Origin of the sequence: Streptococcus pneumoniae, from assembly GCF_001457635.1 — a bacterium.
GTDB lineage: Bacteria > Bacillota > Bacilli > Lactobacillales > Streptococcaceae > Streptococcus > Streptococcus pneumoniae.
In genome coordinates, this window is record NZ_LN831051.1 from 659,696 (window position 1) to 673,038 (window position 13,343).

Below are 13,343 nucleotides of genomic sequence, written 5' to 3' on the forward strand. Positions count from 1 at the left end.
CTAGGAAGCTCCTTTCACAAGTTTCCGAGATAATAAGCTTGATAGAGTATTTATCATTAAAACAGTAATAATTAAAATCACGCCGGTAGCATAGGCTTCATTGACATGTAGCCCCTCACTTGACAGCATATACATATGTAGGGCTAGAGAACGGCCTGAAGACATGAGACTACTTGGCGTATTGGTAGAGGTACCTAATGTATACATGAGGGCAGCTGTTTCACCAACGATACGGCCAATAGCTAGTATCACTCCAGCTAAAATACCTGGCATGGCAACTGGTAGAACAATTCTAAAAACAGTCCGTAACTTACCTGCCCCAAGTCCATAACTTGCTTGACGCATGCTATCACTAACAGATAAAAGGGCTTCTTCTGTTGAGCGAATAATGACTGGCAACACCATGATAACTGAGGTTAAGATTCCTGATAACAGAGAGTATTGAAAACCTAAGAAGACTACAAAGAAGAGCATGCCAAACAGACCAAAAACAATGGAAGGAATCCCAGACAAGGTATCTGAGGCCAATCGCATGATTTTAACACAAAGGGAATCTTTTTTTGTATATTCCACAAGATAAAAACCAGCAAAAATCCCTATGGGCAAGGCTAAAAGAAGAGCACCAAAGACCAGAATAACGGTGGAAATAATCGCTGGCATAAGGGAAATGTTCTCAGAAGTATAAGTCCAAGAAAAGAGGGATAGACTTAGATGAGGTAAGCCTTTGATGAGGATAAAACCAATGATTAAAAAGAGAGAGCCAAAGGTTAAAGCTGAAAAACAATAAACGAGAAGTTTTAGCAGGTATTTACTCATAAGATGATTTTCCTTTCAAGTAGGCAAAGTAGGCATTAATCAAGAGAATAAGGAAAAAGAGAACTGCTGAGGTTGCAATAAGGGCTTCCCTATGCTGACCTGATGCGTAAGCCATTTCCAGAACAATATTGGTTGTTAAGGTTCTGGTTCCTGAAAAGAGTCCACTTGGAATAATCGGCTGGTTGCCTGCCACCAAAATAACTGCCATGGTTTCACCTACTGCGCGACCGATTCCTAAAATAACTGCTGATAAAATACCAGATCTCGCAGCTGGCAAGATGACACTAAAAATACTCCGTTCATGACTAGCTCCTAGAGCCAAGCTACCAGAATAATACGTTTTGGGAACTGTTCGGATAGCAGATTCTGACAAACTGATAATGGTTGGCAAAATCATTATTCCTAATAGTAACGAAGCGGTTAGGACACTCATGCCATTTCCTAAAAAGCTTCTAATCCAAGGCACCAATAATTGTAGGCCGAAAAAACCATAAACAATAGATGGAATGGCTGCCATCAAGTTGATAGCTGATTTTAAGAAGCCATAGACGGGCTTTGGACAATAATAAACCATAAACACCGATGTCAAGATGCCTGTTGGCACCCCAATCACAATCGCTCCTAAGGTAATTAATAAGGAACCAACGATCATTGGTAAAATACCATAGCTTGCCGGAATGTTCGTTGGCGACCAATCACTGCCTAATAAAAAACGGGCAAAGCCGTAGTTAGCTATGAAAGGTAAGCCATTACTAAAAATAAAGAAACAGATTAGCAAAATAGCTACAACAGCTACTGTTGCACTCATGAAAAAAATTGCCCTAAAAACTGCTTCTTTGAAGGCTTGTTTTGTCACATCTTGTCCTTTCTAGTGAAGAAAGTAAGGGAGATACGACACCTCCCTACTTGCCTTCTTTATCTTATTGTACGATGAAACGTCTGCATCTCTTTAGAGATTTATGGAGCAAACATTTTATTTAATCTTGTCCCAGGTGGTTAATTTGCCACTAAAAACGTCTGCAAGTTCAGCCATACTGACTTGGCTTGCCTTATTGTCATTATTGACCACAACAGCAATACCGTCTAAAGCAATAGCATCATGGGTGAGACTCTTACCTTCTTCAGGAGTTAATTCCCTAGAAACCATACCAATATCAGCGGTTTTCTCCTTAACAGCGGTAATACCTGCTGAAGACCCATTAGAGGTAATATCAATCGTAACTTCTGGATTTTCTTTTTTATAAGCTTCTGCTAATTTTTCCATTAAAGAAGATACTGAAGTGGAACCTACAACAGACAACTTGCCTGATAAGTGTTGGCTTGTATATTCTGTGGTTTCGGTTTTAGCTTCAATAAATTTATTATCTGTGACCACTTGTTGACCTTGTTTGGAGTGGATAAAGCTGATAAAATCTTGACCTAGCTTGGAAAGATTAGAAGACCAAACAATGTTGAAGGGACGTTGAAGAGGGTATTCACCATCTAAAACTGTGTCTCGACTAGCCTTGACACCATCAATCTCTAAAGCCTTGACAGATTTTGTTAAAGATCCCAAGGAGATGTAGCCGATAGCATTAGCATTCCCTTGAACTGCTGAGAGAACACCTTCTGTACTATTTTGAATCACAGCTGTTTTGGCAGTGTTGTCAATTTTTTTATCACCGTCTTTTTTGAGAATCCCTGTGATTTCTGTGAAGGCACCCCGTGTTCCAGAGCCATTTTCTCGTGAAATCACCTCAATCGTTCCTGAAGCTGACTGTTTGGAAGCAGCTGACTGATTGCCACAGGCAACAAGCCCAAATCCTGATAAGCCAATGGCTGCAAGAGTAAGCATTTTTTTGAATTTCATAATAATCACCTTTATCTCTATGTATTTTTCTTGTGTAGGCTTACTACATTTATAGTCTAACAAGTCTTTGTAAAGGTTTATCCCTGATTCATGTAAAGATTGTGTAAAGAATCAAAAAAAGCCACTTTTGAAAAATGGCTGCTCCTAAAAATAGCTTTAAAAATTATTAGTCCTGTGCGAAAGATTGGTTAGGAAGAAAAATCGTGAAGCAACTGCCTCTGCCAAGCTGACTTGTCACCGTGACTTGGCCACCTAATAATTGACTGAGTTCTTTGACAATGGCAAGGCCAAGACCAGTGCCACCAGTTTGTCTGCTTCGACCTTTATTAACTCGGTAAAAACGTTCAAAAATACGATCCTGCTCTAATTGACTAATACCAATCCCTGTATCTGATACAGAAATCTTAATGCCTTCGTTCCCCTTTTGGGTCTTGACCTCAATTTTTCCCCCTTGTTCAGTGTAACGGATGGCATTGGATAAAAGATTGAGTAAGATTTGGGAAAGTAATTGACTATCTGATACGAGGGTGACATCATCTGGCACCTGCACCTTTAGCTGTAAATCCTTCTTCTTGAGCTGAGGTTGCAAGCTTTGAGTCAAATCCTGTACAAATTCTGCCAAAGAAAGGGTCGTCCATTGTATAGGCATTTGTTGAGCCTTAGATAAGGTAAGAAGATGCTCAACAATATGCTCAAGACGCAAGCTTTCTTTGTAAATAATGTCTAGAAAGTCATCCTTGAGCGCTTCTTCTTCAGCTGACATCCCCTTAATGGTTTCAGCAAAGCCCTTAATCGAAGTAACTGGTGTCCTCAATTCATGGGAGGCATTTGAGACAAAGGCTAAATTTAACTTTTCATAAGTTCTAATCGTTGTTAAATCATATAGCAAGACGAGCACAGCTTCCACAGATTGGGTGGGGCTAAAAACGGGAACTGCTGTCACTTCTAAAATCAAGTCACCCTCATGAAACCCACTTACTTCTTGTTTTAACCTTGTTTTTTGATCAAAGGCTTGGTGAACTAAATTCCGAATATCCATCCGTTTGAGGTCATCAAGTGAACTTATGTCGCCGTCCACATCGGGAAAATAATGAGGCAGAGAGCGACTGGATAATAACATCTGACCTTGAGCGGAAACTAAAAACGTCCCCATGGTTAGGTGCGACAGAAGAACCTCCATTGTTTCGGCTAGGTCCTTGTATTGCTGATCCTGTTGGGAGACTTTGGTTTTTAGGCCAGACACATACTGAGCCAAAGACTTTAAGTCTTCTTGCCCTTTTTCTAAAAAGTATTCACTACTGGTCAAGAGAGGTTGGTGCAAGGTCTCAAAAGCAACTTCCCATTTCCAAAGGCAAAAGAGCCAGTAGCCACCTAGTCCCAAAGAAAGGGCTAGAAGAAAGAGACCGATGCCTTTACTGATCCAAGTTAATGCCATCCCTGCAATCAGAATGAGGCTAACACTTAGATTGACTAGCCAAAATTGAAGGTAGCGTTTCATCTATAACTCCTTGAACTTATAACCATAACCCCGAATGGTTCGAATAAATTGAGGGGCTTTAGGATTGTCTTCAATTTTTTCCCTCAACTTACCAATATGAACGTCCACCAAACGTGTTTCCTGCCCAAAGTCATACCCCCAGATACGTTCCAAAAGACGCTCTCTAGTCAGTGTCATGTTGGGATGTTTCATAAGATAGAGCAAGAGTTCAAATTCTTTTGGGGTCAAACTCAGTAACTTATTCGCCTTGTAGACTTCATGACGCTCAGGGTATACTTTCAAGGTCCCAAATAGCCAAGAATCGTCAGCGATATTATCTGAATCATCTCCTTCTTGTTCTCCTTTAGTTCGCCTGAGGACAGCCTTGACACGCGCCAGCAATTCTCTAGGGCTAAAAGGCTTGGTCAGGTAGTCATCAGCCCCTAATTCCAAGGCCAAAACCTTATCAAATTCATCACTTTTCGCAGAAACCATCATAATTGGAGTTTTGACGCCTTTGGCTCTCAGCCGCTTACAAACTTCCATGCCATCTAATTGTGGTAACATGATATCAAGCAAGATAAAATCAAAGGGTTCTGTTTCTGCCAAAGCTAAGGCCTTCCGTCCATTTGTTACCAATTGAGTAGAAAAGCCTTCCTTACTTAAATGGTAGTCAAGCAATTTCAGAATGTGTTCTTCATCATCCACTAATAAGACTTGTTTTGTCATCTATTATCTCCTATTGGTAACATTATAACACAATTATCAGAAATCCTAACATTGCTAAATCAGATTAAATTTGCTTATCAAGACTAGTATCTGGTCAAACGCTCAATCATCTCCTTGTGCTCTGGATAGGTCGCCAGTAGATCTACCCTTTCAAATAATTCAAAATCCTCAAATTCAAAACCAGGAGCAACAAGACAAGAAACCAGAGCATCATCCTTATCAACTGTTGATCCCCAAATAGTGCCCTTAGGAACACAGTAGTGAAGTTGTTGCCCTTTGGATATGTCCAGGCCTAAAGTGACTACTTCGTAGTGACCATCTGCTGTAATCATGTGAACAGTAAGTGGGGATCCTGCATGAAAATACCAGATTTCATCTGCTGTCAATCGGTGAAAATGTGAAGGATTCGTTTCTTCTTAATAAGAAATAAATACTGGTATAAAGCGCCCTTCCCTTACCAGCAAGGTTTATAGTGTCTGAAGCTTTTTTTGTTTGTCTAAAATAGCCACCTTCAACATGGGGAGCTAACTCTAGAGTTCTTATCAAGTCTTCTTTATCCGTCGGAGCCAATGGGTTGAAGTAACTCTTGTTCAAAGTGGTTTTACGATTTCAAGAACTCCTCTCAGTTCTGAGGACACGGTAATGATTGATGCGACGGAAGTACAAATCAATCGCCCTAAAAAAAGAATTAGCGAATTATTCTGGTAAAAAAAATGCCACGCTATGAAGGCTCAAGCGATTGTCACAAGTCAAGGGAGAATTGTTTCTTTGGATATCGCTGTGAACTATTGTCATGATATGAAGTTGTTCAAAATGAGTCGCAGAAATATCGGACAAGCTGGTAAAATCTTGGCTGACAGTGGTTATCAAGGGCTCATGAAGATATATCCTCAAGCACAAACTCCACGTAAATCCAGCAAACTCAAGCCACTAACAGTTGAAGATAAAGCCTATAACCATGCGCTATCCAAGGAGAGAAGCAAGGTCGAGAACATCTTTGCCAAAGTAAAAACGTTTAAAATGTTTTCAACAACCTATCGAAATCATCGTAAACGCTTCGGATTACGAATGAATTTGATTGCTGGTATTATCAATCATGAACTAGGATTCTAGTTTTGCAGGAAGTCTATTATTTGGTTAGGTGAATTAGTGAAGCGTTTAGGCAAGTGTCTCTGGTTACGACGTCATGGCCTCTAAATCGATTATATTTAGGGGTCATGACTAGTGAAGCAGTTAGCTAGTTCGCATATAAGCGGCTAGCGTCTAACAATTAGGAACTTTAGTTCCAATAACTTTAAGATTACGACGTTTTAGGACATAAATCGATCATATTTATGTCCTAAAACTAGTGAAGCGCCTAGCCAAAGTCCGAATAGGATTTGGCGTTAGTTACTTAGATTGCTTTGCAATCAAGTAACTTTGGCGATTTACATCTTCTCTGGCGCTTCTACTCCAAGCAAGCGAAGGGCTTCTTTGAGAACGACTGCGGTTGCGTAGCTGAGGGCTAGACGGCTGTCGCGTTCTGGGCTTTCATCCAAGATACGTGTATGTGCATAGTATTTGTTAAAGGATTGAGCCAGGCTAATTGCAAATTTAGCAATGATAGAAGGTTCAAAGTTATCTGCCGCACGGTTGATAATACGTGGGAAGTCTTGAATGAGTTTAATGATTTCCCAGCTTTCAGTATCATTCAAGCTATAGTTGCCAGCTGTTTCTGGTTTGAAATCGGCTTTGCGTAAGATAGATTGGATACGAGCGTAGGCATATTGAACGTAAGGTCCAGTTTCACCCTCGAAGGATACCATAGCTTCTAGGTCGAAGTCGTATCCATTTGTACGGTCAGTTTTGAGGTCATAGAATTTAATGGCTCCAACCCCAACAGCATGTGCTACTTGGTCTTTGTTTTCTAGTTCAGGATTTTTAGCCTCGATTTGGACCTTGGCACGGCTAACAGCCTCTGCAACAGTAGGCTCTAGCAAGATGACATTCCCTTTACGAGTAGAGAGCTTCTTCCCTTCTTTTGTAACCAGACCAAAAGGAACGTGGGTAATGTCGTCACTCCAATCGTAGCCCATCTCTTGCAAGACAGCTTTGAGTTGTTTAAAGTGGGCAGATTGCTCTTGACCAACGACGTAGATAGATTTAGCAAATTGGTATTCATTTTTACGGTAGAGGGCTGCAGCCAAGTCACGTGTGATATAGAGAGTTGCACCATCAGACTTCTTGATGAGGGCTGGATGTTCAATTCCATATTTCTCAAGATTCACAACTTGGGCACCTTCTGATTCAAGAAGTAGTCCTTTTTCAGAAAGAATGTCTACAACTGCATCCATCTTATCATTGTAGAAGGCTTCTCCGTTATAGCTGTCAAATTCAACCTTCAATTCATTGTAAAGGCGGTTAAATTCCACTAAACTTTCATCGCGGAACCATTGCCAAAGAGCGAGAGCTTCCTCATCTCCATTTTCAAGTTTACGGAACCATTCGCGCGCTTCTTCATCCAAGCTAGGGTCATTTTCAGCTTCAGCGTTGATGCGGACATAGAGTTTAAGGAGTTCATCGATTGGATGAGCTTTTACAGCTTCTTCGTCGCCCCATTTTTTGTAGGCAACAATCAACATCCCAAATTGTTTACCCCAGTCTCCCAAATGGTTGACCTTGACCGTTTGATAACCGATTTTTTGGAAAATATGTGACAAGCTATCTCCGATAACAGTTGAACGCAGGTGGCCAATAGAAAATGGTTTAGCGATATTCGGACTAGACATGTCGATAACAACATTTTCTTGTTTGCCAATATTTTGGTCAGCATAGTGTTCTTTTTCAGTGGTAACAGCTTGCAATACTTGAGCAGAAATGGCAGATTTATCAAGGAAAAAGTTAACGTAAGGTCCTGTTGCGACAACTTTTTCAAAGGCTTGGCTGTTCATTTTTTCAGCCAGTTCAGCCGCAATCATTTGTGGTGCTTTACGTTCGACTTTTGCAAGAGAAAAGGCAGGGAAAGCAATGTCTCCCATTTCTGAGTTTTTAGGGGTTTCCAGTAACTTTAAAACAGCCTCTTGGTCCAGGCTATCAATGATGCTAGATAATTCGCTAGCAATCAATTCTTTTGTATTCATTAAGAGCTCCTTTTTGGACTTTTCTACTATTTTATCACAATTTTAAAGAAAGAAGAAAAAATTTTTGAAATCTCCTGTTTTTTTGGTATAATATGGTTATAAATATAGTTATAAATATGCACGCAAGAGGATTTTATGAGAAAAAGAGATCGTCATCAGTTAATAAAAAAAATGATTACTGAGGAGAAATTAAGTACACAAAAAGAAATTCAAGATCGGTTGGAGGCGCACAATGTTTGTGTGACGCAGACAACCTTGTCTCGTGATTTGCGCGAAATCGGCTTGACCAAGGTCAAGAAAAATGATATGGTGTATTATGTACTAGTAAATGAGACAGAAAAGATTGATTTGGTGGAATTTTTGTCTCATCATTTAGAAGGTGTTGCAAGAGCAGAGTTTACCTTGGTGCTTCATACCAAATTGGGAGAAGCCTCTGTTTTGGCAAATATTGTAGATGTAAACAAGGATGAATGGATTTTAGGAACAGTTGCTGGTGCCAATACCTTATTGGTTATTTGTCGAGATCAGCACGTTGCCAAACTCATGGAAGATCGTTTGCTAGATTTGATGAAAGATAAGTAAGGTCTTGGGAGTTGCTCTCAAGACTTATTTTTGAAAAGGAGAGACAGAAAATGGCGATAGAAAAGCTATCACCCGGCATGCAACAGTATGTGGATATTAAAAAGCAATATCCAGATGCTTTTTTGCTCTTTCGGATGGGTGATTTTTATGAATTATTTTATGAGGATGCGGTCAATGCTGCGCAGATTCTGGAAATTTCCTTAACGAGTCGCAACAAGAATGCCGACAATCCGATCCCTATGGCGGGTGTTCCCTATCATTCTGCCCAACAGTATATCGATGTCTTGATTGAGCAGGGTTATAAGGTGGCTATCGCAGAGCAGATGGAAGATCCTAAACAAGCAGTTGGGGTTGTTAAACGAGAGGTTGTTCAGGTCATTACGCCAGGGACAGTGGTCGATAGCAGTAAGCCGGACAGTCAGAATAATTTTTTGGTTGCCATAGACCGCGAAGGCAATCAATTTGGCCTAGCTTATATGGATTTGGTGACGGGTGACTTTTATGTGACAGGTCTTTTGGATTTCACGCTGGTTTGTGGGGAAATCCGTAACCTCAAGGCTCGAGAAGTGGTGTTGGGTTATGACTTGTCTGAGGAAGAAGAACAAATCCTCAGCCGCCAGATGAATCTGGTACTCTCTTATGAAAAAGAAAGCTTTGAAGACCTTCATTTATTGGATTTGCGATTGGCAACGGTGGAGCAAACGGCATCTAGTAAGCTGCTCCAGTATGTTCATCGGACTCAGATGAGGGAATTGAACCACCTCAAACCTGTTATCCGCTACGAAATTAAGGATTTCTTGCAGATGGATTATGCGACCAAGGCTAGTCTGGATTTGGTTGAGAATGCTCGCTCAGGTAAGAAACAAGGCAGTCTTTTCTGGCTTTTGGATGAAACCAAAACGGCTATGGGGATGCGTCTCTTGCGTTCTTGGATTCATCGCCCCTTGATTGATAAGGAACGAATCGTCCAACGTCAAGAAGTGGTGCAGGTCTTTCTCGACCATTTCTTTGAGCGTAGTGACTTGACAGACAGTCTCAAGGGTGTTTATGACATTGAGCGCTTGGCTAGTCGTGTTTCTTTTGGCAAAACCAATCCAAAGGATCTCTTGCAGTTGGCGACTACCTTGTCTAGTGTGCCACGGATTCGTGCGATTTTAGAAGGGATGGAGCAACCTGCTCTAGCCTATCTCATTGCACAACTGGATGCAATCCCTGAGTTGGAGAGTTTGATTAGCGCAGCGATTGCTCCTGAAGCTCCTCATGTGATTACAGATGGGGGAATTATCCGGACTGGATTTGATGAGACTTTAGACAAGTATCGTTGCGTTCTCAGAGAAGGGACTAGCTGGATTGCTGAGATTGAGGCTAAGGAGCGAGAAAACTCTGGTATCAGCACGCTCAAGATTGACTACAATAAAAAGGATGGCTACTATTTTCATGTGACCAATTCGCAACTAGGAAATGTGCCAGCCCACTTTTTCCGCAAGGCGACGCTGAAAAACTCAGAACGCTTTGGAACCGAAGAATTAGCCCGTATCGAGGGAGATATGCTTGAGGCGCGTGAGAAGTCAGCCAACCTCGAATACGAAATATTTATGCGCATTCGTGAAGAGGTCGGCAAGTACATCCAGCGTTTACAAGCTCTAGCCCAAGGAATTGCGACGGTTGATGTCTTACAGAGTCTGGCGGTTGTGGCTGAAACCCAGCATTTGATTCGACCTGAGTTTGGTGACGATTCACAAATTGATATCCGGAAAGGGCGCCATGCTGTCGTTGAAAAGGTTATGGGGGCTCAGACCTATATTCCAAATACGATTCAGATGGCAGAAGATACCAGTATTCAACTGGTTACAGGACCAAACATGAGTGGGAAGTCTACCTATATGCGTCAGTTAGCCATGACGGCGGTTATGGCCCAGCTGGGTTCCTATGTTCCTGCTGAAAGCGCCCATTTACCGATTTTTGATGCGATTTTTACCCGTATCGGAGCAGCAGATGACTTGGTTTCGGGTCAGTCAACCTTTATGGTGGAGATGATGGAGGCCAATAATGCCATTTCGCATGCGACCAAGAACTCTCTCATTCTCTTTGATGAATTGGGACGTGGAACTGCAACTTATGACGGGATGGCTCTTGCTCAGTCCATCATCGAATATATCCATGAGCACATCGGAGCTAAGACCCTCTTTGCGACCCACTACCATGAGTTGACTAGTCTGGAGTCTAGTTTACAACACTTGGTCAATGTCCACGTGGCAACTCTGGAGCAGGATGGGCAGGTTACCTTCCTTCACAAGATTGAACCGGGACCAGCTGATAAATCCTACGGTATCCATGTTGCCAAGATTGCTGGCTTGCCAGCAGACCTTTTAGCAAGGGCGGATAAGATTTTGACTCAGCTAGAGAATCAAGGAACAGAGAGTCCTCCTCCCATGAGACAAACTAGTGCTGTCACTGAACAGATTTCACTCTTTGATAGGGCAGAAGAGCATCCTATCCTAGCAGAATTAGCTAAACTGGATGTGTATAATATGACACCTATGCAGGTTATGAATGTCTTAGTAGAGTTAAAACAGAAACTATAAAACCAAGACTCACTAGTTAATCTAGCTGTATCAAGGAGACTTCTTTGACAATTCTCCACTTTTTTGCTAGAATAACATCACACAAACAGAATGAAAAGGAGCTGACGCATTGTCGCTCCCTTTTGTCTATTTTTTAAGGAGAAAGTATGCTGATTCAGAAAATAAAAACCTACAAGTGGCAGGCCCTGGCTTCGCTCCTGATGACAGGCTTGATGGTTGCTAGTTCACTTCTGCAACCGCGTTATCTGCAGGAAGTCTTAGGCGCCCTCCTTACTGGGAAATATGAAGCTATTTATAGTATCGGGGCTTGGTTGATTGGTGTGGCCGTAGTCGGTCTAGTTGCTGGTGGACTCAATGTTGTCCTCGCAGCCTATATTGCCCAAGGAGTTTCATCCGACCTTCGGGAGGATGCCTTCCGTAAAATTCAAACCTTTTCTTATGCTGATATTGAACAATTTAATGCGGGAAATCTAGTCGTTCGAATGACAAATGATATCAACCAGATTCAGAACGTTGTCATGATGACCTTCCAGATTCTTTTCAGACTTCCCCTCTTGTTCATCGGTTCGTTTATCCTAGCGGTTCAAACCTTACCTTCTCTGTGGTGGGTGATTGTTCTCATGGTAGTCTTGATTTTTGGTTTGACTGCTGTCATGATGGGAATGATGGGGCCTCGTTTTGCCAAGTTTCAAACCCTTCTTGAGCGCATCAATGCCATTGCCAAGGAAAATTTACGTGGCGTTCGTGTGGTCAAGTCCTTTGTCCAAGAAAAAGAGCAATTTGCTAAGTTTACAGAGGTCTCAGACGAGCTTCTTGGTCAAAACCTTTACATTGGTTATGCCTTTTCAGTAGTGGAACCCTTTATGATGTTGGTTGGTTACGGGGCGGTCTTCCTCTCTATTTGGCTGGTCGCGGGAATGGTTCAGTCGGATCCGTCTGTTGTTGGTTCCATCGCTTCTTTTGTTAATTACCTAAGCCAGATTATCTTTACCATTGTTATGGTTGGATTTTTGGGAAATTCTGTCAGCCGTGCCATGATTTCCATGCGTCGTATTCGAAAAATTCTTGACGCAGAGCCAGCTATGACCTTCAAGGATATCCCAGATGAAGAGTTGGTTGGAAGCCTTAGCTTTGAAAATGTGACCTTTACCTATCCAATGGACAAGGAACCGATGCTGAAAGATGTGAGCTTTACTATTGAACCTGGTCAAATGGTTGGTGTAGTTGGAGCGACTGGTGCAGGAAAGTCAACCTTGGCTCAATTGATTCCACGTCTCTTTGATCCACAGGAAGGGGCTATCAAAATCGGAGGTAAGGATATTCGAGAAGTGAGTGAAGGAACCCTGCGTAAAACAGTTTCCATCGTTCTCCAACGTGCCATTCTTTTTAGTGGAACGATTGCAGATAACTTGAGACAGGGGAAGGGAAATGCTACTCTATTTGAAATGGAGCGCGCAGCCAATATTGCCCAGGCTAGTGAATTCATTCATCGTATGGAGAAAACCTTTGAAAGTCCAGTTGAAGAACGGGGAACCAATTTCTCTGGTGGACAAAAACAAAGGATGTCGATTGCGCGTGGGATTGTCAGCAATCCACGTATTCTGATTTTTGATGATTCGACCTCAGCCTTGGATGCCAAATCAGAGCGCTTGGTGCAAGAAGCTTTGAATAAGGACTTGAAGGGGACGACAACCATTATTATTGCTCAAAAAATTAGCTCGGTTGTCCATGCAGACAAGATCTTGGTTCTAAATCAAGGACGATTGATTGGTCAAGGCACGCATGCAGACTTGGTTGCCAACAATGCCGTTTACCGTGAAATCTATGAAACACAGAAATGAAAGACAAACTATAAGAAAAGTCAATAGTTTTATCTAAACTATTTCTTATTTCAATTTGATGATTTGGCGATGATTTTAGAGCACGGCAAAAGGCCCTTGAAAAAGTCCATTTTTTCAAAGGTAATCCTGTGTTAATTTCAGAAATTACATCACTTTTTGTTCGTCAAATGGCAGCTCTTTTTTTAGGATATAAAACAGGGTTCGGATAAGTTTTTTTGCAAGGTGGATGATGGCTACATTGTAATGTTTTCCTTGTTCTAATTTAGTCTTAAGATAGGCCTTAAAAGCAGGCGAAAAGCGAGGGCATGCTTTGGCAGCTTGTATGAGTACCTACCGCAGATGAGG

The 13,343-nt window shown here is 41.7% G+C and carries 9 protein-coding genes and 2 pseudogenes; 4 read left to right on the forward strand and 7 right to left on the reverse strand.

The window, feature by feature from the left end; genetic code table 11:
- From pstA to AT689_RS13365, 6 genes and pseudogenes are all read right to left on the reverse strand, one after another.
- Positions 1-816 carry a phosphate ABC transporter permease PstA gene (pstA, locus tag AT689_RS03450; protein WP_000049768.1) on the reverse strand — a complete coding sequence of 272 codons (816 nt, stop codon included), beginning with the start codon at positions 814-816 and terminating at the stop codon, positions 1-3.
- Positions 809-1,672 (reverse strand): phosphate ABC transporter permease subunit PstC, encoded by an 864-nt coding sequence (pstC, locus tag AT689_RS03455; protein ID WP_000165887.1) that lies wholly within the window; start codon positions 1,670-1,672, stop codon positions 809-811. Before pstC ends, pstA begins: the two co-directional genes overlap by 8 nt.
- A 117-nt stretch (positions 1,673-1,789) precedes the next feature.
- A complete protein-coding gene (locus AT689_RS03460) occupies positions 1,790-2,665 on the reverse strand; it encodes a substrate-binding domain-containing protein (RefSeq protein ID WP_000669493.1) in 876 nt (291 codons plus the stop codon).
- Between the two features lie 166 nt (positions 2,666-2,831).
- A complete protein-coding gene (gene pnpS, locus AT689_RS03465) occupies positions 2,832-4,163 on the reverse strand; it encodes a two-component system histidine kinase PnpS (RefSeq protein WP_000833268.1) in 1,332 nt (443 codons plus the stop codon).
- Positions 4,164-4,871, reverse strand: a complete 708-nt coding sequence (locus AT689_RS03470; protein ID WP_000166475.1) for a response regulator transcription factor — start codon at positions 4,869-4,871, stop codon at positions 4,164-4,166.
- A gap of 83 nt (positions 4,872-4,954) precedes the next feature.
- A pseudogene (locus AT689_RS13365) lies at positions 4,955-5,441 on the reverse strand (cupin domain-containing protein).
- Here AT689_RS13365 and AT689_RS03480 point away from each other — a divergent pair.
- Positions 5,427-5,984, forward strand: a pseudogene (locus AT689_RS03480) (transposase family protein); the annotation flags it as partial. The pseudogenes AT689_RS13365 and AT689_RS03480 overlap by 15 nt on opposite strands.
- A 314-nt stretch (positions 5,985-6,298) precedes the next feature.
- On the opposite strand, the gene argS reads toward AT689_RS03480, so the two are convergent.
- Positions 6,299-7,990 carry an arginine--tRNA ligase gene (gene argS, locus AT689_RS03485; protein WP_001092741.1) on the reverse strand — a complete coding sequence of 564 codons (1,692 nt, stop codon included), beginning with the start codon at positions 7,988-7,990 and terminating at the stop codon, positions 6,299-6,301.
- A 135-nt stretch (positions 7,991-8,125) separates the two neighbouring features.
- Between argS and argR the strand changes: the two genes are divergently transcribed.
- From argR to patA, 3 genes are all read left to right on the forward strand, one after another.
- Complete coding sequence (argR, locus tag AT689_RS03490) at positions 8,126-8,572, forward strand: arginine repressor (protein WP_001231472.1); 447 nt, start codon at positions 8,126-8,128, stop codon at positions 8,570-8,572.
- Between the two features lie 50 nt (positions 8,573-8,622).
- On the forward strand, positions 8,623-11,157 hold the full coding sequence (gene mutS, locus AT689_RS03495; protein ID WP_000963665.1) for a DNA mismatch repair protein MutS: 2,535 nt from the start codon (positions 8,623-8,625) through the stop codon (positions 11,155-11,157).
- Between the two features lie 146 nt (positions 11,158-11,303).
- Positions 11,304-12,998, forward strand: a complete 1,695-nt coding sequence (patA, locus tag AT689_RS03500) for a multidrug efflux ABC transporter subunit PatA (RefSeq protein ID WP_000908153.1) — start codon at positions 11,304-11,306, stop codon at positions 12,996-12,998.
- The last annotated feature ends 345 nt before the right edge of the window (positions 12,999-13,343 follow it).

Bases quoted from the DNA above. Each gene is read 5' to 3' on its own strand.
- pstA (WP_000049768.1), bottom strand. From the start codon at position 816: ATGAGTAAATACCTGCTAAAACTTCTCGTTTATTGTTTTTCAGCTTTA.
- AT689_RS03460 (WP_000669493.1), bottom strand. From the start codon at position 2,665: ATGAAATTCAAAAAAATGCTTACTCTTGCAGCCATTGGCTTATCAGGA.
- AT689_RS03470 (WP_000166475.1), bottom strand. From the start codon at position 4,871: ATGACAAAACAAGTCTTATTAGTGGATGATGAAGAACACATTCTGAAA.
- patA (WP_000908153.1), top strand. From the start codon at position 11,304: ATGCTGATTCAGAAAATAAAAACCTACAAGTGGCAGGCCCTGGCTTCG.
- argR (WP_001231472.1), top strand. From the start codon at position 8,126: ATGAGAAAAAGAGATCGTCATCAGTTAATAAAAAAAATGATTACTGAG.
- argS (WP_001092741.1), bottom strand. From the start codon at position 7,990: ATGAATACAAAAGAATTGATTGCTAGCGAATTATCTAGCATCATTGAT.
- mutS (WP_000963665.1), top strand. From the start codon at position 8,623: ATGGCGATAGAAAAGCTATCACCCGGCATGCAACAGTATGTGGATATT.
- pnpS (WP_000833268.1), bottom strand. From the start codon at position 4,163: ATGAAACGCTACCTTCAATTTTGGCTAGTCAATCTAAGTGTTAGCCTC.